Origin of the sequence: Pseudomonas sp. LjRoot71, assembly GCF_964253255.1 — a bacterium.
In the GTDB taxonomy this organism is placed as follows: domain Bacteria; phylum Pseudomonadota; class Gammaproteobacteria; order Pseudomonadales; family Pseudomonadaceae; genus Aquipseudomonas.
This window is the reverse complement of record NZ_CAXURA020000001.1, coordinates 3836898-3857791: the sequence shown is the minus strand read 5'-3', so window position 1 is coordinate 3857791 and position 20894 is coordinate 3836898. Positions and strand designations below refer to the sequence as shown.

Sequence of the window (20894 nt, the reverse complement as noted above, 5' to 3'; positions counted from 1 at the left end):
GCGAGCCCCCCCCCCCATGCCACGCCTGCTTCTGCTCCTTGCCCTGCTCCTGCCCGTCAGCGTCTATGCCGATACCCTGCAAATCCCCATCGGCCAGCAAGGTGCTGGCGGCCTGCAACTGCCTCAGCTTGGTGAATCTCAGCGCGCCGTGCTGGAACGCTTCGGCCTGGCCGACGAGGAGCACCCCAGCGTTGGTAACCCACCGATCACCCGCTGGGACTACCGCGAGTTCAGCGTCTATTTCGAGCACAAACACGTGATCAACAGCGTGCGCCACCATCAGCCCGGCGCCGCCCTACCAGACAAGGAGCAACAGTGACGGTCATCTATGGACACCGCGGTGCCAAAGGCGAAGCACCGGAAAACACCCTGGCCAGCTTTCAGCAGTGCCTGCAACATGGCGTGCGGCGCTGCGAGCTGGACCTGCACTTGTCGCGCGATGGCGAGTTGATGGTGATTCACGACCCTACGCTCAAGCGCACCACCGGCCACCGTGGCAAGGTCGTCGAACACGACGCCGCCGAACTGATCACCTATGACGCACGCAAAGGCGGCCCTGGCGCCGTGATGCCCTGCCCGATTCCGCGCCTGGAAGAACTGTTTCAACACTGCGACTTCGAGCACTGGCAGTTGGAGGTCAAAAGTGCCTCGAAGGTGCGCTCGGCGCGGATGGTCAAAGCCATCGCCGAACTGGCCGATCGCTATAACCTGACCGACAAGGTCACCGTCACCTCCAGCTCCCGTGAAGTGCTTAGCGCGCTGCAGCGCCTGACACCGCATCTGCAACGTGGGCTGGTCGCCGAATACGCCTGGCTCGACCCGCTCAAGGTGGCTAAACACTACGGCTGCCACCTGCTGGCGCTGAACTGGACGTTATGCACTCCCGAACGCCTGCTCAAAGCGCAGAAAGCCGGTTTGCATGTCTCGGTGTGGACGGTCAATGAGCCGGCACTGATGCGCCGTCTGGCGGACTTCGGCGTGGACAGCATCATCACCGACTTTCCCGGCCTGGCCGTGCAAACGCTGCGCGGGTGAAAGCCGAGGCATGTTCGGGTAGGGTGCGCCATGCGCACCGAAACTCGGCGCGAACGTCATCGGTGCGCACGGCCTGGGCGGCCCCGCGACCCCCTACCAAGGCCATCCGCGCCAGGCATCAGGCCTTATCCGATCAGCATGAGGCAATGCCCGCACCTTCGCTCCCGGATTGCATCCGGAATACCCGTCCACAAGAACGAAAAAACCGGCTCAAGAGCCGGTTTTTTATTGCTGCCGCCTGAGACGCTAGAAGCTCTCCCGATTCGGCCAGCGCCACTCGGAAGCCACTACCCAGCCCGTCTCCCCGACCGGCTCAGGCCGCCGGCCGGAGCCGCTCAAAAAAGCCGGTTGAGGCCGTCGAACGCCGCTACCCGATAGGCTTCGGCCATAGTCGGGTAGTTGAAGGTGGTGTTGACGAAGTACTTGATGCTGTTGGCTTCGCCCTTTTGGTTCATGATCGCCTGGCCGATATGCACGATCTCCGAGGCCTGGTAACCAAAGCAGTGCACACCCAGCACTTCCAGCGTTTCGCGATGGAAGAGCAGCTTGAGCATACCCACCGGCTCATGGGAAATCTGCGCACGGGCCATGCCCTTGAAGAACGCCTTGCCCACTTCGTAGGGAATCTTGGCCTGGGTCAGCTCGCGCTCGGTTTTGCCGATCGAACTGATCTCGGGAATGGTGTAGATGCCGGTCGGTACGTCATCAACGAAACGCCAGCTGCCATTGTCAACAATGCTACCCGCCGCCGAACGGCCCTGGTCGGCGGCCGCACTGGCCAGACTCGGCCAACCGATCACATCGCCGGCGGCATAGATGTTCGACACCGGGGTGCGGTAGTTCTGGTCGACTTCGATCTGGCCACGGCTGTTGACCTTGATGCCGATGTTCTCCAGTCCCAACTGGTCGGTATTACCGGTACGGCCGTTGCACCAGAGGAAGGCATCAGCCTTGATCTTCTTGCCGGATTTGAGGTGCAGGATCACCCCATTCTCCACCCCTTCAACGCTTTCATACTCTTCGTTATGACGAATCAGCACGTTGTTGTTGCGCAGGTGGTAGCTCAGCGCATCGGAGATTTCCGCATCCAGGAAGCTCAGCAACTGATCACGGTTGTCAATCAGGTCGACCAGCACACCCAGACCGCTGAAGATCGAGGCGTACTCGGAGCCGATGACCCCGGCACCGTAGATGATGATGCGGCGCGGTGTGTGGGTCAGGCTGAGGATGGTGTCGCTGTCATAGACGCGCGGATGGCGAAAATCCACATCGGCCGGGCGATACGGGCGCGAACCGGTGGCGATGACGATCTGTTTGGCCACCAGTTTTTCCACCACACCATTGGCGCACACCACTTCAACAGTACGCTCGTCGGCGAAACTGCCAGTGCCGAAAAACACATCGATACGGTTACGCGCGTAATAGCCGGTGCGTGAACTCACCTGCTTGGCAATCACCCGCTCGGCGCTTTTCAGCACATCGGGAAAGGAGAACCAGCGCGGCTCACCGATCTGGCGGAACATCGGGTTGGTGTTGAACTGCATGATCTGCCGCACCGAGTGGCGCAGCGCCTTGGACGGGATGGTACCCAGGTGGGTGCAGTTGCCGCCGACTTCGCGGCGGCTGTCGACCACGGCTACCTTGCGCCCGGCCTTGGCTGCGTTCATCGCCGCGCCTTCACCCGCAGGGCCGGAACCCAGCACCACCACGTCGTAGTTGTAGACCGCCATGTTTACTCCTTCAGATCACACCGGAGCACTTATGCCGTGCTCTCGGCAGGGTCAGGCTGCACGTGCAGCCTGACAATCAATGCGCTGCTGCAAGCCTAGCCCTTCGGCGGCCGCAGGGCGATTAGCGTTTGGTCGCGTCGTACGCCAGGGACTCGTCCCCGGTCTGCAGATCGTTGTTGATTTCTTCGCACTTCTCGCGGTTGCCGCCACAGATTGAGCATTCCTTCTCAATGCCCAGGTTCGCGATACCGCCGCAGGAACCGGCAATCGGTTTGCGCCCCATGATCACGCCTACCGCCATCAGGCCGACGACCGTGACCATGACCAGAAAAACCACCACGAATGTCATTGCTCTTCTCCTGCGGCAAACAGCTGCTCGAAAGCCTGAGTGCCCTGTGTGACGAAGGTGTCACCTTCGCGGGTCACGAAAAACGCGGCGATACCCATACGCTCTGCAAATGCCAGGCCACGCTCGCTGCCCATCACCATGAGTAATGTAGAGAAGCCATCGGCACGCAGGGTCGATTTATCAGCCACCGTGACGGCTGCCAGGGTGTGGGTGATCGGCGCCGCCGTCAACGGATCGAGGGTGTGCGAATAGCGCCGACCATTCTCCTCGAAGTAGTTGCGGTAATCACCTGACGTAGAAATGCCGTAGCCATCCAGCGCCAGAATCCGTTGAGCCACCCGCTCACCGTCCTGCGGTGCCTCCAGGCCAATGCGCCAGGGTTGGCCATCGGGTTTGAGCCCGGCGGCCTTGAGTTCACCGGTCACCTCGACCAGGTAGCTGTTGACCCCCAGCTCGGTCAGGCGCTGCGCGATACGATCCACGGTGTAGCCGGCAGCAATGCTGTTGAAGTCGATCTGCAAATCGACCTCCTTGCACAGCTGCTGCCCCTCGCGCCGCAGATACTGCATGCCGGTGCCGGCACGCGCGACGGCCAGCTGCTCGGCCGTCGGGACCTTTTCTGCACGCCCCTTGGGACCAAACCCCCAAAGGTTGAGCAAGGGCTCCAGGGTCAGGTCAAACGCGCCCTGACTCTGCTCATTGAGCAGGCGCCCCACCTCAACCAACTCCAACACGGGGTCCGGCATGGTCTGGCAAGTGCCCGCTGGCGTCTGGTTGAACTGCTCGATCAGTGAGTCATCGCGGTAGGTCGACATCTGTTGATCGACCTCGGCCAGAATCGCATCGGTTTCATGCTTGAGCTGGTCAAGGCTGGCAGAGCCTTCACTGCGTACGTACTTGATCGAGTAGGTGCTGCCCATGGTCGGGCCACCGAACTCTTCTATTTGCTCTGAAAACCAGCAACCCGTCAGGGCTGCCAGCAAGCTGACAGCAATAACGGGCCGTAGTACCACTCGATTCATGATCAGCCGCCGAAGTCGTCGAGCAGGATATTTTCCTCCTCCACGCCCAGATCCACCAGCATCTTGATCACAGCGGCGTTCATCATGGGTGGGCCACACATGTAGAACTCGCAATCCTCGGGGGCCGGGTGATCCTTGAGGTAGTTCTCGTACAGCACGTTGTGAATGAAGCCCTTGAGACCGCTCCAGTTGTCTTCCGGTTGCGGATCGGACAACGCCAGGTGCCACTGGAAGTTTTCGTTCTCCGCCTGCAACTGGTCGTACTCTTCGACATAGAACGCCTCACGCATGGAGCGCGCGCCGTACCAGAAGCTGATCTTGCGCGTGGATTTGAGGCGTTTGAGTTGGTCGAAGATGTGCGAACGCATCGGCGCCATACCGGCACCACCGCCGATGAAAACCATTTCGGCATCGGTGTCCTTGGCGAAAAACTCACCGAACGGCCCGTACACGGTGACCTTGTCACCCGGCTTGAGGCTGAACACCCAGGACGACATCTTGCCCGGCGGCAAATGATCCTTGCCCGGCGGCGGCGAGGCGATACGGATATTGAACTTCACCAGGCCGACTTCTTCCGGATAGTTGGCCATGGAGTAGGCACGGATCACCGTCTCATCGACCTTGGATACGCACTTCCACTGGTTGAACTTGTCCCAGTCGCCACGGTATTCCGGCTGAATGTCGAAGTCTTTGTAGTGCACCTCGTGCGGCGGACACTCCAGCTGCACGTAACCACCGGCGCGGAAGTCGACGTTCTCGCCTTCCGGCAGCTTGAGCGTCAGCTCCTTGATGAAAGTCGCCACGTTCGGGTTGGACTCGACGGTGCATTCCCACTTCTTCACACCGAAGACTTCTTCCGGAACCTCGATCTTCATGTCCTGCTTGACCGGAGTCTGGCAGGACAGGCGCCAGCCAGCCTTGGCCTCGCGTTTGGTGAAATGCGACTCCTCGGTGGGCAGCATCTCGCCACCGCCCGACTCGACCACGCACTTGCACTGGGCGCAGGTACCACCGCCGCCGCAAGCCGAAGAGAGGAACACGTTATTCGCCGCCAGGGTCTGCAGCAGCTTGCCGCCGGCCGGCACGGTGAGGGTGCGCTCGCCGTTGATGACGATATTCACGTCGCCGCTGGAAACCAGCTTGGCGCGCGCAGCCAGGATGATCACCACCAACGCCAGGACGATAGCGGTGAACATGCCGATGGCTAGGGAAATCTCAAAGCCCATCTGGCTCTCCTTACAGCTGAATGCCGCCGAAGGACATAAAGCCCAACGACATCAGACCGATGGTGATAAAGGTGATGCCCAGACCCTGCAAGCCTTCTGGCACATCGCTGTACTTGAGCTTCTCGCGGATGCCAGCCAGCAGCGCGATGGCCAGGGCCCAGGAGAAACCGGAGCCGATACCGTAGGTCACGCTCTCGGCCAGGTTGTAGTCGCGTTCGACCATAAACAGTGAACCAGCCATGATCGCGCAGTTCACGGTGATCAACGGCAGGAACACACCGAGGGCGTTGTAGAGCGACGGCACGTACTTATCCAGCAGCATCTCGAGGATCTGCACAATCGCGGCAATCACGCCGATGTAGCTGAGCAGGCCGAGAAACGACAGGTCAACCTCTGGCAGGCCGGCCCAGGCCAGGGCACCTTCCTTGAGCAGGTAGGTGTACAGCAGGTTGTTGGCCGGCACGGTTATGGCTTGCACCACGACCACGGCGATGCCCAAGCCAATCGCAGTTTCCACCTTCTTGGAGATGGCGATAAAGGTGCACATGCCGAGGAAGAAGGCCAAGGCCATGTTCTCGATAAACACCGCCTTCACGAACAGGCTGAGGTAGTGCTCCATCAGTAGGCCTCCTTATCCGAAACTTGCGGGGCCATGCGGAAAGCCGGGGCTTCCTTCTGCGCCGGTTTCCAGCTGCGCAGCGCCCAGATGATCAGGCCAATCAGGAAGAACGCCGATGGCGGCAACAGCAGCATGCCGTTGGGCTGATACCAGCCGCCGTCGGTGACCGTTGGCAGAATGCTGTAACCGAGCAGCTTGCCGGCCCCGAACAGCTCGCGGAACACGCCGAGGACGATCAGCATGGCGCTGTAGCCCAGGCCGTTACCGATGCCATCGAAGAACGACAGCACGGGCGGATTGGCCATGGCGAAGGCTTCGGCGCGGCCCATAACGATGCAGTTGGTGATGATCAGGCCGACAAACACCGACAGCTGCTTGGCCAGGCTGAAGGCGAACGCCTTGAGGATCTGGTCCACCACGATCACCAGCGAGGCGATGATCACCATCTGCACGATCATGCGGATCGAACTGGGGATCTGGCTGCGAATCATCGAGATAAACAGGTTGGAGAAACCGGTCACCAGCGTCAGGGCGATCGACATCACCAAGGCGGTTTTCAGGTTGGAGGTCACCGCCAGCGCCGAGCAGATACCAAGAATCTGCAAACCAATGGGGTTGTTGTGGACGATCGGGTCGAGCAACACGCTCTTGATAGTGGGTTGCGACATGCTTATGCCTCCCCTTTCTTAATGTTGGCCAGCAACGGGCCGAAGCCGCTCTCGCCCAGCCAGAAATGCAGCAGGTTGTTCACGCCCTTGCTGGTCAGCGTGGCACCAGCCAAGCCATCGACCTCGTGCGTGGCCTTGGCCGACTGCGGATCGACACTGCCCTTGATGATTTCCACGGCCAGCTGCCCCTGCTCGTCGAACAGGGTCTTGCCAGCCCACAGCGCCTTCCACTTCGGATTGTCCACCTCGCCCCCCAGCCCCGGGGTCTCACCGTGCTGGTAGAAACCGAAGCCGACTACGGTATTGAGGTCGCCCTTGATGGCAATAAAGCCGTACAGGGTCGACCACAGACCGTAGCCGCGCACAGGCAGGATCAGGGTGTCGAGCTGGCCGTCGGTTTCCACCATATACACGGTGGAAAGCCGCTCGCGGCGCTTGATCGAAGCGATGTCCTGCGGCCCGGCGAGGGCATCGGACAGCGCTGGATCCTTGGCCGCCTTAAGCGGGTCGAAGCTGGCGGCGTCCTCGGTTTCACTGAATGTGCCGGTTTGCAGGTCAACCACGCGGGCCTTGATGCGTTCGGCATACAGCGCCTTGATCGCTGCGGCCGACATATCCCCCTCGCCCAAACCGGCAATCGCCAGAATGCTGCGTTGCTTGTCCAGTTGGCGGTTTTCCACCTGGGTCGGTTTCAGCGCCACAGCTGCGCCGGCGACGAACACCGAGCAGACCAGGCACACCAGTACCGCCACAGCCAGGGTGCGGACGGTCGATTCTTGCTTAGCCACGGGCGAGCCTCCGCTTGATATTGGCCTGCACGACGAAGTGGTCGATCAGCGGTGCACAGAGGTTGGCGAACAGAATCGCCAGCATCATGCCTTCCGGGAAGGCTGGGTTGACCACACGGATCAGCACCACCATCACCCCGATCAGCGCGCCGAACAGCCACTTGCCGGTGTTAGTCATGGACGCCGACACCGGGTCGGTGGCCATGAAAATCATGCCAAAGGCGAAACCGCCGACCACCAGGTGCCAATGCCAGGGCATCGAGAACATCGGATTGCTGTCCGAGCCGATGAGGTTGAACAGGTAGCTCATGGCGATCATGCCCAGCATCACGCCACTGACGATGCGCCAGGAGGCAATCTTGCTTAGCAGCAGGAAAGCACCGCCAATAAAGATCGCCAGCACACTGGTTTCGCCCATAGAGCCATGCTCCAGACCGACGAACGCGTTCCACCAGTTCAGGCCATTAGCCGTCACCTGCTCGATGCCGCCAGACGCGGCTACGGACAGCGCAGTGGCGCCGGCATAGCCGTCCACTGCAGTCCACACCGCATCACCGGAGATATCCGCCGGGTAGGCAAAGAACAGGAAAGCGCGGCCGACCAGGGCCGGGTTGAGGAAGTTCTTACCGGTGCCGCCGAACACTTCCTTGCCGATCACCACACCGAAGCTGATACCCAGGGCCACCTGCCACAGCGGGATATCCGGAGGCAGGGTCAGGGCGAACAGTACGGAAGTAACGAAGAAACCTTCGTTAACCTCGTGACGGCGGATGGAGGCAAACAACACTTCCCAGAAACCGCCAACGATAAAGGTGACCAAGTACACCGGCAGGAAATACGCCGCGCCTTGGATAAAGCAATCCCACAGGCTGTTCGGGTCAAAGCCGGCGAGCAGGCCGATCAGGCCGAAACGCCAGCCATCCTGCGCGGCCAGCAGCTCGGGGTTGGCGGCCATGAGGCTGTTGGCCTGGAAACCGATGTTCCACATGCCGAAGAACATCGCCGGCAGGGTGCAAAACCACACCGTCATCATCATGCGTTTAAGGTCGATGCCGTCACGCACGTGAGCGGTGGTCTTGGTCACGCTGCCCGGGCGATAGAAGAAGGTGTCGACGGCTTCATACAGTGCATACCACTTCTCGAAGCGGCCACCCTGTTCGAAGTTGTGCTCGATCTTGTCGAGGAACTTACGTAAAGACATGGCTCAGCCCTCCTTCTCAATGCGGGTCAGGTTGTCCCGCAGGATCGGACCGTATTCGTATTTGCCGGCGCAGACGTAGCTGCACAGCGCAAGGTCTTCCTCATCCAGCTCCAGGCAGCCGAGCTTCTGCGCCATCTCGGTGTCGCCAACGATCAGGTAGCGCAGCAACTGGGTGGGCAGGATATCCAGCGGCATCACCGCCTCGTAGTTGCCCACCGGCACCATGGCACGCGGGCTGCCGTTGGTGGTGGTGGTGAAGTCGAACAGTTTGCCGCTCATCATCTTCGACACGAAGATATTGAGCACCGAGTGCTTGTTCACCCCGGCACGCAAGTAATGCAGCATTTCGCGATCATGTCCTTCGCTCAAGCAGGACACCTGGTTGTGATAACGCCCCAGGAAGGCGAACGGCCCACGCGCGGTACGACCGCCGAATACCGAACCGGAAATGACCCGATGGGCGCCGGGCTGTAACTGACCCGCGGTCAGCTCACTCAAACTTGCCCCCAGGCGGGTGCGCAGCAGACGCGGCTGCTCGACCACCGGGCCGGCCAGTGCCACAACGCGCTCGACCCACAGTTGCCCAGTGGTGAACAGCTTGCCGATGGCGATTACGTCCTGATAGCCGATGTGCCAGACACTCTTGCTCACGCTGACAGGGTCGAGGAAATGAATGTGAGTACCTGGCAGACCAGCCGGATGCGGACCGGCAAAGGCTTGTGTCTGTACCTGGCTCAGTTGTTCGCCGGGCAGCGTGCTGCCAGCGGCCTTGCACAGAAACAGCTTGGCCAGATTACCCAGCACCTGCAGCCCCTGTTCAAAGTCAGCGGCGTAATCGGCAATCACCACCGCCGGATCAGCAGACAGCGGATGCGTATCCATGGCGGTGACAAAAATCGAGCGAGGCTGAGCATCAGCGGCCGGCACCTTGCTGAACGGGCGTGTGCGCAATGCGGTCCACAGGCCGGACTGTTGCAGAAGATCACGCACTTTCGCGGCACCGAGGCTCGCCAACTGCGCGGCAGCAAAGGCCTCAAAGGTGATTTGCTCATCACCCTCAACATCAATCACCACCGATTGCAGCACGCGCTTTTCACCACGATGAATAGCGCTGACTACACCGGCCGCCGGAGAGGTGTAATGGATACCAGGCGTTTTCTTGTCGGAGAACAACACTTGACCAAGTTTGACGCGATCACCGACCTGGATCTCCATAGTCGGTTTCATGCCGTGATAATCGAAGCCTATGACGGCGACGCTGCGCACGGGCCTTGCGGCCTCTATACGCTGCACCGGCGCGCCGGATATGGGCAAATCAAGCCCATGTTTAATTTTGATCATAGGTTTGCCTAATCACTGATTTATAAGCTTTTTTGAAACCACGGAAGACATCACTACAGCAAAGCCGAAACGCAGCACCGATGCTTGATCAGGTACTGGGCAAGATGTCTGTCGTGGGAAAATTTGCCCGATTATAAAGTCCAGCTTCCGCCACTGGCCACCCAAGCGCTTGCTTTTGGCCTTTTTTACGTAACAGAAGGCAACAGATCGCAAATTGACGGAAACTGAATAACGGGCGAAAAAACCCTTCTAGCCCACTGGAGCTCTACCATGCGCGCATTACTGGTGCTCACCGCCCTACTGCTACTCAGCGGCGACCTGCTCGCCAACACCCGCGAACGCCTGCAGGAAGCCAACTTCGCCACCACCCGCGAACTCGCGCAGAACAGCCTAGAACGCAAGAACCAGAGCGTGCTCACCTACCTGTGGGCCGATGTCTATGCGGCAGCCTTCTACGCACCCGCCCAGGCCAGCGCCCGGCAGGCGTTCACCCAACCACTGAACCAGCGCCTGGAGCTGTACTACTTTCGCAATATAGACAGCCAAGACGTGATCAAAGCTGCCTGGGTCACGCTCGAGCGCCAACACGACGCCAAGACACTCGAACGCCTGCGCCCAGGCCTCGATGCCCTGCACGCCACCTTCCGCGACATTCGTCCAGGTGACCGTTACGCCCTGAACTTCAACACCGACAGCGGCCTTACTCTGGAAGTAAACGGCAAGCCCGTCTTCACCAGCCCGGACCAGGAACTGGCCAAGGCCTACCTGGGTATATGGCTGTCGCCCAACGGCCTGTCCGACAGCTTGCGCACCAGCCTGCTGGCCGACTAACCCGGCAAATATCACGCATAAAAAAACGGGAGCCGTGGCTCCCGTTTTTTATGCGACCCGCGCTTAGCGAGGGAAAGCAGGCGGGTTAACCCCAGCCATATCTTCCATCACACGCACGACCTGACAGCTGTAACCGAACTCGTTGTCGTACCAGACGTACAGCACAACGCGGTTGTCATTGCAGATAGTAGCTTCGGCATCGACCACACCGGCGTGACGCGAACCCACGAAGTCAGTGGAAACCACTTCCTGCGACTGGACGAAATCGATCTGTTTCTGCAGATCCGAGTGCATGGCCATCTGGCGCAGGTACTCGTTGATCTCTTCACGGGTGGTGGCTTTCTCAAGGTTGAGGTTGAGAATGGCCATCGACACGTTCGGCGTAGGTACGCGAATGGCGTTGCCGGTCAGCTTGCCTTTGAGCACCGGCAGGGCCTTGGCAGCAGCAGTGGCAGCACCGGTCTCGGTGATTACCATGTTCAGCGGCGCGCTACGACCACGGCGATCGCCCTTGTGGAAGTTGTCGATCAGGTTCTGGTCGTTGGTGTACGAGTGAACGGTTTCAACGTGACCGTTGACGATGCCGTACTGGTCATTTACTGCCTTCAGCACCGGCACGATGGCGTTGGTGGTGCAGGAAGCCGCCGAGATGATCTTGTCATCAGCGGTGATTTCGCTGTGGTTGATGCCGTGCACGATGTTCTTCAGCGCACCCTTGCCAGGCGCGGTCAGCACCACGCGGCCAACGCCCGGGCAAGCCAGGTGTTGACCCAGGCCATCGGCATCACGCCATACACCGGTGTTGTCGACCAGCAGCGCATTCTTGATGCCGTACTGGGTGTAGTCGACTTCCTTCGGATCCTTGGCGTAGATCACCTGGATCAGGTTGCCGTTGGCGGTCAGGGTGTTGTTTTCCTCGTCGATGGTGATGGTGCCATCGAACTTGCCGTGTACCGAGTCGCGGCGCAGCAGGCTGGCGCGCTTGACCAAGTCATTGCTCGCGCCTTTACGCACGACAATGGCGCGCAGACGCAGGCCGTCGCCGCCACCGGTTTTCTCGATCAGGATGCGCGCCAGCAGGCGGCCGATACGACCGAAGCCGTACAGCACCACATCGGTGCCTTCGCGGGCTTCGCCGTTCTGCTTGCCCACCACGTCAACCAGTTCATCCTTGACGAACTGTTCGATGCTGCGGTTCTGGCCATCGGTCTTGAACTTGCTGACCATCTTGCCGAGGTCCACAGAAGCGGCGCCCAGCTTGAGTTCGGTCATCGCTTTGAGGACCGGGAAGGTATCGTGTACCGACAATTCGCTGTCACCAACCAGACGGTGACGGGCGAAGCGGTGGGCCTTGAGAATATCGATCACCGAACGGTTGATCAGACCGCGGCCGTAGATCGAGGTGACCACGTTGTTGTTACGGTAGAGTTGGCCAATCATCGGAATCATCGCTTCCGCAAGGGCTTCTCGATCGATCCACTCACCGAGACACTGGTCGGGCTTCTGAGTCACGGGCAGTACCTTCCACATGTAGGGGCTGAAAAAAGGGGCTACATTATGACGGCGCGCGCAAGCATGAGCAATGCACGACTGTCGTAACTGACACCGCATATATTCGCCCGTTACAATCGCCGACCTTGTGCCTTGACCGTGAGCCGCCTGTGTCTGTGCCGACCGCATCCGTACTGCGTCTACCGTCCCTGCCCGCAACCGCCGGGAAACAACACTGGGGCAACCTCCCTGGCGCTGCGCTGAGCCTGGCAATTGCCGAAGCCGCCAGCCATGCCAAGCGTTTTACCCTGCTGCTGACCGCCGACAGCCAGAGCGCCGAGCGCCTGCAGGAAGAGCTGAGCTTTTTCACTCCAGATTTGCCCGTGCTGCATTTCCCAGACTGGGAAACACTGCCCTACGACCTGTTCTCGCCGCATCAGGACATCATTTCCCAGCGTATTTCCGCCCTCTATCGCCTGCCCGAGCTGAAACACGGCGTGCTGGTAGTGCCGATCACCACCGCCCTACACCGCCTGGCACCCAAGCGTTTTCTACTCGGTAGCAGCCTGGTGCTGCAGGTCGGCCAGCAGCTGGACGTCAACCAGATGCGCGGCAATCTGGAAGCCGCCGGTTATCGCTGCGTCGATACGGTGTATGAACATGGCGAGTTTGCCGTACGGGGCGCGCTGATCGACCTGTTCCCCATGGGAAGCAGCCAGCCGTACCGCATCGACCTGTTCGATGACGAAATCGAAACCCTGCGCACCTTCGACCCGGAAACCCAGCGTTCCATCGACAAGGTCGACTCGATCAAGCTGCTCCCGGCGCGCGAGTTCCCGCTGGAGAAAAAGGCCGTCACCGATTTCCGTGGGCGCTTTCGCGAGCGCTTCGATGTGGACTTCCGTCGCTGCCCAATCTACCAGGACCTCAGCACCGGCATCACGCCGGCCGGCATCGAGTACTACCTACCGCTGTTCTTCGAAGAAACTGCCACCCTCTTCGATTACCTGCCCGCTGACACACAGGTGTTCTCCCTGCCGGGTATCGAGAAGGCCGCCGAACAGTTCTGGGTAGATGCGCGCAGCCGCTATGAAGACCGCCGCGTCGACCCTGAACGGCCGCTATTGCCGCCGGCGGATATCTTCCTGCCGGTGGAAGACTGCTTCGCCCGCCTGAAAAACTGGCCACGTGTGGTGGTCAGCCAGGATGACATCGAAGAAGGCGTCGGCCGCACCCGCTTCAACGCACGCGCCTTGCCCGACCTAGCCATCCAGGCCAAGGCCGGTGAGCCACTGGCCGCCCTGCGTCGGTTTATCGAGGAATACCCAGGACGGGTATTGTTCTGCGCCGAATCGGCGGGCCGTCGTGAAGTGCTGCTGGAGCTGCTCGCGCGACTCAAACTCAAGCCCAAGGAAGCCGAGGGCTGGCCCGCTTTCGTTGCCAGCGGCGAGCGCCTGGGGATCTGCATCGCGCCGCTGGATGAAGGCCTGCTGCTTGATGAGCTGGCACTGGTGGCCGAAAGCCCACTGTTTGGCCAGCGCGTGATGCAGCGCCGTCGCCGCGAAAAGTCGCGTGATGGCGGCGACAACGTGATCAAGAACCTCACCGAGCTGCGCGAAGGCGCGCCGGTGGTGCATATCGACCACGGCGTGGGCCGCTACCTGGGTCTGGTGACCATGGAGTTCGACGGCCAGGCTGCCGAATTCCTCGCCCTGATGTACGCCGAAGAAGCCAAGCTCTACGTGCCGGTGGCCAGCCTGCACCTGATTGCACGCTACACCGGCAGCGATGACGCCCTCGCGCCGCTGCACCGTTTAGGCTCGGAGACCTGGCAGAAAGCCAAGCGCAAGGCCGCCGAACAGGTGCGCGATGTCGCCGCCGAGTTGCTGGACATCTACGCCCGCCGCGCGGCCCGCGAAGGCTATGCGTTCAAGGACCCACTGGCAGACTACGCCACCTTCAGCGCCGGCTTCCCCTTCGAGGAAACCCCGGACCAGCAGACTGCCATCGAAGCGGTGCTGGCCGACATGCTCGCGCCCAAGCCAATGGATCGCCTGGTCTGCGGCGACGTGGGTTTCGGCAAGACCGAAGTGGCTATGCGCGCCGCCTTTATCGCCGTACACAGCGGCCGCCAGGTAGCGGTGCTGGTACCGACCACCCTGCTCGCCCAACAGCACTACAACAGCTTCCGCGACCGCTTTGCCGACTGGCCGGTAACAGTTGAGGTGATGAGCCGTTTCAAATCCGCCAAGGAAGTCAACGAAGCAGTGGTCAAACTGGCCGAGGGCAAGATCGACATTGTTATCGGCACCCACAAGCTGCTGCAGGACGATGTGCGCTTCAAGGACCTGGGCCTGTGCATCATCGACGAAGAGCACCGTTTCGGCGTGCGCCAGAAGGAGCAGCTCAAGGCGCTGCGCAGCGAAGTGGACATTCTCACCCTAACCGCCACGCCGATTCCACGCACGCTGAACATGGCCGTGGCCGGCATGCGCGACCTGTCGATCATCGCCACCCCGCCGGCGCGCCGTCTGTCGGTGCGCACCTTCGTCATGGAGCAGAACAACCCGACGATCAAGGAAGCCCTGCTGCGTGAGCTGCTGCGCGGCGGTCAGGTGTACTACCTGCACAACGATGTGAAGACCATCGAAAAATGCGCCGCCGACCTGGCCGAACTGGTGCCCGAAGCGCGTATCGGTATCGGCCACGGGCAGATGCGCGAGCGCGAGCTGGAACAGGTGATGAGCGACTTCTACCACAAGCGCTTTAACGTGCTGATCGCCTCGACCATCATCGAAACCGGCATCGACGTACCGAGCGCCAACACCATCATCATCGAGCGCGCCGACAAGTTCGGCCTGGCCCAGCTGCACCAGTTACGCGGCCGTGTCGGCCGTAGCCACCACCAGGCCTACGCCTACCTGCTCACCCCGCCACGCAAACAGATGACCGAGGACGCGCAGAAGCGCCTGGAAGCCATCAGCAACGCCCAAGACCTCGGCGCTGGCTTTGTGCTGGCCACCCATGACCTGGAAATCCGCGGTGCTGGCGAGTTACTCGGTGACGGCCAGAGCGGGCAGATTCAGGCCGTCGGCTTCACCCTTTACATGGAAATGCTCGAGCGCGCAGTGAAGTCGATCCGCAAGGGCGAGCAGCCCAACCTCGACCAGCCACTGGGTGGCGGCCCGGAGATAAACCTGCGCGTACCGGCGCTGATCCCCGAAGACTACCTGCCGGATGTGCACGCCCGTCTGATCCTCTACAAGCGCATCGCCAACGCCATCGACGAAGACGGCCTGAAAGAGCTGCAGGTGGAAATGATTGACCGCTTCGGCCTGCTGCCCGAGCCGACCAAGAACCTGGTGCGCATCACCCTGCTCAAGCTGCAGGCCGAAAAACTCGGAATCAAGAAGATCGACGCCGGGCCACAGGGCGGACGTCTGGAGTTTGCCGCCGACACCTGTGTCGACCCGCTCACCCTGATCAAGCTGATCCAGAGCCAACCGACCCGCTACAAGTTCGAAGGCGCTACGCTGTTCCGCTTCCTGGTGCCCATGGAGCGCCCAGAAGAACGCTTCAACACCCTCGAGGCCCTGCTCGAGCGTTTACTTTCGCAATCTGTAAAGGACTGACCCATGCGCGCACTTCACACCCTGACCCTGCTGCCGCTTCTCCTGCTGGGCCTGCTCAGCAGTACTGCCGCCCTGGCTGACAGCCTGTACCAAGTTGAAGTCATCGTCTTCCGCCAGGCCGCCACGCCGATTTCTGCCGGCCAGCTGCCACCGGACAACTGGGCGCAGAATGCCTTGCCCGTCGATGGCAGCAACAGCCGCAGCCCGGCGCTGAATGCCGAAGCCGGCAAACTCACCCCGTCCAGCGGCTATCAAGTGCTCCTGCACCAGGCCTGGTCGCAGAGCCTTGGCAGTGCAAGCAGCAGCGTGGCCATCAGCACCGGCAATGAACAGTTCGGCCACTACCCTGTAGAAGGCCGCATCAGCCTCAAGGAAGGCCGCCTGCTCGAATTGGAGAGCGACATCTGGGTCAACCAGTTCGACGCCAGCGGCATCCTCAGCGACAGCGAACGCATCAAGCAAAGCACCCGCCTGAAAAGCGGCGAATTGACCTTTGTCGACAACGGCAGCCTGGGTCTGCTGATTCGCGTCAGCCCGCTGTAACGCGCAACTAACGCTATTATGCACCACAAGCACATGACGGCTTGCCTGTCATGTGCTCTCCTCTCTAGATGGCCAACCATCACCCAAAACTCGCCTCTTTAGCCAAAGCTCTTGCATACCGAAAAGGTGATCTCGAATCGCTGGAAAAACGCGAGGATGAGCTTCTTCATGCCCTTGAAGAAGTGCGACGTAAGAAAGGTGATGCAGAGCAAGGTATCCAGCAGCTATCCGCTTTGATCGAAGCATTCAGGCTTGATCCTGATGATGTTCGAAGTATTCGGGCTATGCCAAGAAAAGAAGGCAGTGCACATGGCGCATTCCGTGGCACGCTGGTCAAAATCCTGAAGGGGGCCGGTGGCCCGATCACGACCGCCAAGATGCTGGACGTGTTGCGAGCGTTAAATGATTCGCGGATAAGCCTGCCTGAATCAAGACGGGATGCGCTTCATAAAATCACGCGTGACATCAGCACAATGAGCTCATATGGGGTGGTGATTCGACATGACTCCGGAGTTGCAGGGCAGCCTGCTACATGGCTTTGGATTGGTGAAGACTGGGAATCGTCCTGAGCTCGCCCTCTCGCTTGTTACCCCGGACATAGTTGCGCCAGTCCGTTGAATGCGGGGTGTTGGTCACCTTGTAAAAGAGGTCGGTAACCTGACCGAGCAAGTCTGTTCGGCGCATGTCCTCTCGCCAGTTCATCTCGCAGCTGTAGTCCAGCATGTAGCGCGGCGTAATCCGGTGGAAAACGCCAATGAACGCCCGCCGCAATCGCGAGAAATAGCTCTCGGCCTGGTTCTGGTTCACGCCCGCATCGGTTGAGAATTCGCGTGAGTGATTGACGGTTTCGTGACTGAAACCGATGTACTGAAGCTTCCGGTACGCGGGCAGTTCGTCTGTGTAGATTTTGCTGCCCTTCTTCACGTATTTCTCAATGAGTGGGACAACCTGGCTATCCTCGGCCTTGCAGATAGCCGTGATCGTACGGATAGCCCCTGGACGACCGCCTTGTTCGAGGGGGCGGGTATCGCACTCCCGAAAGACGATGATGATGCGCCTGTTCTCGTGGAAAGGGTTTTCCGCAGGGCCCACCTTATCCCGATGCTGGTACTTTTTGGCCAGCTTCGGTAGCTCCTTTTCCGCGACCTTTCTAGGTTTGCGCTTTTTGCCTGAAAAGTGACCACCATCGATCTCCACATGCCCTGATAGGGGTTTGACCTCAGTGCTCAACATGATGGCTTCACGGATTTTATGCATCAGCAGATAGGCCGTGCGGTACTGAACCCCCAGGTAGCGTCTGAGCGCAAGCGCCGAAAGCCCTTTCTGGTTGATGGCGAAGTAAAACAGAGCCTTGAGCAGGACGCGGTACTTGAGTTTATGCCCGTGGAAGGCGGTTCCACTGGTCACCGAGAACGTGCTGAAGCAGTGCTTGCAGCTCCATTGCAGCCGCGAACAACGGAAATAATGCTTGTCGCGAACGCCGCAGTCCGGACATACCTGATGCTCTTCTGATTGCCAGCGCATTCCTGCCAGGAAGGCATGCGCCTGCACCTCCGAGAGACCATCTAGGTCGCTCATCGAGGTCGTCAGGGCCTCCTTCTTGAGCCAAAAATATGCTGCCACCAGAACACCACTGTCTATGTATACAGTGGTGAGTCTACCGCTAAAAGCAAAATGCGCAAGCCTGCTGAAAGCGCTCTATCACGGGCCTTGCAGGGTATTTTTGTGCTACAAAAATTAGAGGCGTGTGCTGTCGAATGGGTGAAGCAGGCGGAACCACTCTGTGTGGCTCCGCCAATCGCTCACTGAAGACTTAGCTTTGCAGTGCTTCCATCAGCACTTGGACGAGTTGCCCGCCTTCCGGGGTAGCCCAGCTACCAGCCAGTTCCGCGATCAACTGGTTGGTCGTGGTCAGTGTCACGCCACCTTTGTCCATCCGGCGCAATGCAATGTCATCGGCCATGGCGCTCGGGGAACCGCCGCCATCGGCCACAACCTGAACCTCATAACCATCGCGTACCAGGCTCAGTGCCGGGTATACGGTGCAGACGTCATTGGTGACCCCGGCAATGATCAGTTTCTTGCGCCCGGTGGCTTTGACGGCGGCGGCAAAGTTTTCATCGTCCATGGCATTGACTATGCCTAGGCGCTGAACGCGGGCAGCGAATTCGGCAGGCAGGATCTGTTCCAGCTCGCTAAGCAGTGGGCCTTGGGCGTGCTCTTCCATACTGGAGGTCAGCACGACCGGCAGTTTGAGAATGGCGGCGGTCTTGGCCAGCATCAGCGCGTTGCGCTTCAGCTCTTCAAAAGGGATGGATTTCACCCAGCCCATGGTTCCCACCTGATGGTCGATCAGCAGCAAGGCAGCATTGTCAGCACTGAATTTTTCGTAAACCATGATGATTCTCCTAGCATGATAAGAGGGGCTCTATCGCCCCATGTGTGGGACAGCTTGTTTCACTCAGCGGGGATCCAGGATTCCAAAGTCACCACGCTGGTAAGCCTCAATGGCATCGTCCAGCGCCTCTTGGGAGGCAAGCGCCAATGGCCCTTGCCAAAACACTGGCTGATGCAGGGGACGGCCAGAAAACACGACAGCCTTGGCGTTCCCTTGATTGGCATGCAGCGTGACAACGCGGTCATCACGTTGCGGCAGTTTTACTGGCAGCGCCTGCTCTGCGAGATTGAAGGCCTGGCCATCGACCAATACCTCACCATCAATCGGCATCACGAAGGCGACATAACCCTCCGGCACCGGGATCTGCACTTCCGCGCCCTCGGCCAGGGAGATGTCCAACAGGCTCACCTCGGTGGGCGGAGACAAAGGGGAAGCGACCCCGGCAAAGCTGCCGAGCGGCACTCTGACTTTGGCTCCCGGCAACTGCACCACGGGCACGTCCTGTGCTTCCAGGCTGAAGGCAAACGGTGCCTGCGCTTGCCGATCCAGCGGCAGGTTGATGAAGATTTGCAGCATGTGCACGGTCTTGCCCGGCTCGGCAGGCACCTCCTCATGCACCACGCCACTCCCTGCGGCTGTCCAATGTAGTCCGCCTGGCTGGATCAGGTTGCGGTTGCCCAGTGCATCGCGGTTATCGATGCCGGTCTCCGAATCCAGGAACAGATAGGAAACCGCTGAAAAGCCAGCGTGTGGGTGTGGTGGAAAAGTAGGCCCACCGATCCAGGCATGATCGACCGCGAGAAACGGGTCGATGCTCTGGTCGGACTGCCCGCCGCGCAGGGTGAAGGCGCGAAAGTGGCTACCGTGGTGCATGCGCTGCAAACGTGCGACGGCGGTCATGACTAAGTTCCTCAGGCGCTCTGCACAGGGCTGATGGACGGGTAATCGATGTAGCCCTCAGCGCCCGGTGCGTAGAAGCTGTCCTTGTTAGGCACATTGAGTGGCGCATCGGTACGGAAACGCTCCGGCAGATCCGGGTTGGCCAGGAAGGTGCTGCCGAAGACAGCGGCATCGGCGCGGCCTTCGGCGAGCAAGCCTTGGGCAGACTCTTTACTCAGCCCGCCACCGACCAGATAAGCGCCAGCGAACAACGGACGCAGCAGAGCGTGGTAATCGACACTGGCACCGAACAAGGCAACGTGCAGGTAGGCGAGATTGAATTCACGCAGTTGCTCGACCAGGTAGGTGTAGGTTTCCTGCGGGTTAGCATCGACGATGTCGTTGAAGTTCATCTCGGGAGAAATCTTGATCCCGACGCGATCACCGCCAATTTCCAGCACCATGGCGTGCAGCACTTCGAGTACGAAGCGCGCACGATTCGCCACCGAGCCGCCGTATTGGTCATCGCGCTGGTTACTGCCAGACGAGAGGAACTGCTCGGGCAAGTAGCCGGACGCGGTATGCAGCTCCACACCATCAAACCCAGCCTCAATGGCACGACGTGCAGCACTCCGGTAACTGCCGATGACCGAGGTGATTTCGGCCACGCTCATGGCATGAGGTGTAACGAAGTCCTGCAAGCCGGTGGCTGTCCAAGTCTGACCGGCAGCCTTAATTGCCGAGGGCGCTTGCGGTTGTGCACCTTCGGGCAGCAACGACGGATGAGAAACGCGACCGCAGTGCATCAGCTGCATAAAGATACGGCCACCGCGAGCGTGAACCGCGTCGGTAACCTGTTTCCAGGCCGCCACTTGCTCGGGGGTTTCGATACCGGGGGTACGGACATAACCCTTGCCCAACGCATTGGGGAAGACGCCTTCGGAAATGATCAGGCCGGCACTGGAGCGCTGTGCGTAGTAGGTCTGCACCAGATCGCTCGGTACGCCGGCATCGTCGGCGCGCGAACGGGTCATGGGTGCCATGACCATGCGGTTACGAAGGGTGTAGCGACCGATCTGGACTTGCGAAAAAAGCGAATTCATCTGGGTGTTCCTCAGTGGTGATGTCGCTATGATTCACT

Annotated in this window: 20 protein-coding genes; 6 read left to right on the top strand and 14 right to left on the bottom strand. The window is 60.1% G+C overall.

Annotated elements, in window-relative coordinates:
* Positions 1-16: 16 nt before the first annotated feature.
* Complete coding sequence (locus tag ACSQ17_RS18180; protein ID WP_436069983.1) at positions 17-319, top strand: phosphodiesterase; 303 nt, start codon at positions 17-19, stop codon at positions 317-319.
* A complete protein-coding gene (locus ACSQ17_RS18175) occupies positions 316-1035 on the top strand; it encodes a glycerophosphodiester phosphodiesterase (protein WP_436069982.1) in 720 nt (239 codons plus the stop codon). The genes ACSQ17_RS18180 and ACSQ17_RS18175 overlap by 4 nt, the downstream gene beginning before the upstream one ends.
* Positions 1036-1370: 335 nt before the next feature.
* Here ACSQ17_RS18175 and sthA read toward each other — a convergent pair whose 3' ends face one another.
* From sthA to ACSQ17_RS18130, 9 genes are all read right to left on the bottom strand, one after another.
* Complete coding sequence (sthA, locus tag ACSQ17_RS18170) at positions 1371-2765, bottom strand: Si-specific NAD(P)(+) transhydrogenase (RefSeq protein ID WP_436069981.1); 1395 nt, start codon at positions 2763-2765, stop codon at positions 1371-1373.
* 121 nt (positions 2766-2886) lie between these two features.
* Entirely contained in the window at positions 2887-3114 is a 228-nt protein-coding gene (gene nqrM / locus ACSQ17_RS18165; protein WP_436069980.1) for a (Na+)-NQR maturation NqrM, read from the bottom strand.
* Positions 3111-4136: an FAD:protein FMN transferase gene (locus ACSQ17_RS18160; protein WP_436069979.1), complete on the bottom strand. Its 1026-nt coding sequence runs from the start codon at positions 4134-4136 to the stop codon at positions 3111-3113. Before ACSQ17_RS18160 ends, nqrM begins: the two co-directional genes overlap by 4 nt.
* Before the next feature lie 2 nt (positions 4137-4138).
* Positions 4139-5362 carry an NADH:ubiquinone reductase (Na(+)-transporting) subunit F gene (nqrF, locus tag ACSQ17_RS18155; RefSeq protein ID WP_436069978.1) on the bottom strand — a complete coding sequence of 408 codons (1224 nt, stop codon included), beginning with the start codon at positions 5360-5362 and terminating at the stop codon, positions 4139-4141.
* A gap of 10 nt (positions 5363-5372) precedes the next feature.
* On the bottom strand, positions 5373-5981 hold the full coding sequence (gene nqrE / locus ACSQ17_RS18150; RefSeq protein ID WP_436069977.1) for an NADH:ubiquinone reductase (Na(+)-transporting) subunit E: 609 nt from the start codon (positions 5979-5981) through the stop codon (positions 5373-5375).
* Entirely contained in the window at positions 5981-6655 is a 675-nt protein-coding gene (locus ACSQ17_RS18145) for an NADH:ubiquinone reductase (Na(+)-transporting) subunit D (protein WP_436070513.1), read from the bottom strand. The genes nqrE and ACSQ17_RS18145 overlap by 1 nt, the downstream gene beginning before the upstream one ends.
* Positions 6652-7437: a Na(+)-translocating NADH-quinone reductase subunit C gene (locus ACSQ17_RS18140; RefSeq protein ID WP_436069976.1), complete on the bottom strand. Its 786-nt coding sequence runs from the start codon at positions 7435-7437 to the stop codon at positions 6652-6654. Before ACSQ17_RS18140 ends, ACSQ17_RS18145 begins: the two co-directional genes overlap by 4 nt.
* Positions 7430-8638 (bottom strand): NADH:ubiquinone reductase (Na(+)-transporting) subunit B, encoded by a 1209-nt coding sequence (locus ACSQ17_RS18135; protein WP_436069975.1) that lies wholly within the window; start codon positions 8636-8638, stop codon positions 7430-7432. Before ACSQ17_RS18135 ends, ACSQ17_RS18140 begins: the two co-directional genes overlap by 8 nt.
* 3 nt (positions 8639-8641) lie before the next feature.
* On the bottom strand, positions 8642-9979 hold the full coding sequence (locus ACSQ17_RS18130) for a Na(+)-translocating NADH-quinone reductase subunit A (RefSeq protein ID WP_436069974.1): 1338 nt from the start codon (positions 9977-9979) through the stop codon (positions 8642-8644).
* A 270-nt stretch (positions 9980-10249) separates the two neighbouring features.
* On the opposite strand from ACSQ17_RS18130, the gene ACSQ17_RS18125 reads away from it, so the two are divergent.
* Positions 10250-10810 (top strand): chalcone isomerase family protein, encoded by a 561-nt coding sequence (locus ACSQ17_RS18125; RefSeq protein WP_436069973.1) that lies wholly within the window; start codon positions 10250-10252, stop codon positions 10808-10810.
* Positions 10811-10873: 63 nt separating this feature from the next.
* Here the strand turns inward: ACSQ17_RS18125 and ACSQ17_RS18120 are convergent, their stop codons facing one another.
* Positions 10874-12340: a glyceraldehyde-3-phosphate dehydrogenase gene (locus ACSQ17_RS18120; protein ID WP_436069972.1), complete on the bottom strand. Its 1467-nt coding sequence runs from the start codon at positions 12338-12340 to the stop codon at positions 10874-10876.
* A gap of 137 nt (positions 12341-12477) precedes the next feature.
* Between ACSQ17_RS18120 and mfd the strand changes: the two genes are divergently transcribed.
* The 3 genes from mfd to ACSQ17_RS18105 all read left to right on the top strand — a co-directional run bounded on the left by mfd (position 12478) and on the right by ACSQ17_RS18105 (position 17045).
* Positions 12478-15933 carry a transcription-repair coupling factor gene (gene mfd / locus ACSQ17_RS18115; RefSeq protein WP_436070512.1) on the top strand — a complete coding sequence of 1152 codons (3456 nt, stop codon included), beginning with the start codon at positions 12478-12480 and terminating at the stop codon, positions 15931-15933.
* Between the two features lie 3 nt (positions 15934-15936).
* Positions 15937-16476 carry a CsiV family protein gene (locus ACSQ17_RS18110; protein ID WP_436069971.1) on the top strand — a complete coding sequence of 180 codons (540 nt, stop codon included), beginning with the start codon at positions 15937-15939 and terminating at the stop codon, positions 16474-16476.
* 68 nt (positions 16477-16544) lie between these two features.
* Positions 16545-17045, top strand: coding sequence for a hypothetical protein (locus ACSQ17_RS18105; protein ID WP_436069970.1), 501 nt, complete (start codon positions 16545-16547; stop codon positions 17043-17045).
* On the opposite strand, the gene ACSQ17_RS18100 is transcribed toward ACSQ17_RS18105, so the two are convergent.
* The 4 genes from ACSQ17_RS18100 to ACSQ17_RS18085 all read right to left on the bottom strand — a co-directional run bounded on the left by ACSQ17_RS18100 (position 17005) and on the right by ACSQ17_RS18085 (position 20856).
* Entirely contained in the window at positions 17005-18054 is a 1050-nt protein-coding gene (locus tag ACSQ17_RS18100) for an IS1595 family transposase (RefSeq protein ID WP_436069969.1), read from the bottom strand. The two genes, ACSQ17_RS18105 and ACSQ17_RS18100, sit on opposite strands and share 41 nt — an antisense overlap.
* A gap of 235 nt (positions 18055-18289) precedes the next feature.
* On the bottom strand, positions 18290-18874 hold the full coding sequence (locus ACSQ17_RS18095; RefSeq protein WP_436069968.1) for an isochorismatase family protein: 585 nt from the start codon (positions 18872-18874) through the stop codon (positions 18290-18292).
* A gap of 63 nt (positions 18875-18937) precedes the next feature.
* Positions 18938-19774, bottom strand: a complete 837-nt coding sequence (locus ACSQ17_RS18090; RefSeq protein ID WP_436069967.1) for a pirin family protein — start codon at positions 19772-19774, stop codon at positions 18938-18940.
* Positions 19775-19785: 11 nt separating this feature from the next.
* Positions 19786-20856: an alkene reductase gene (locus ACSQ17_RS18085; protein WP_436069966.1), complete on the bottom strand. Its 1071-nt coding sequence runs from the start codon at positions 20854-20856 to the stop codon at positions 19786-19788.
* Positions 20857-20894 lie beyond the last annotated feature (38 nt).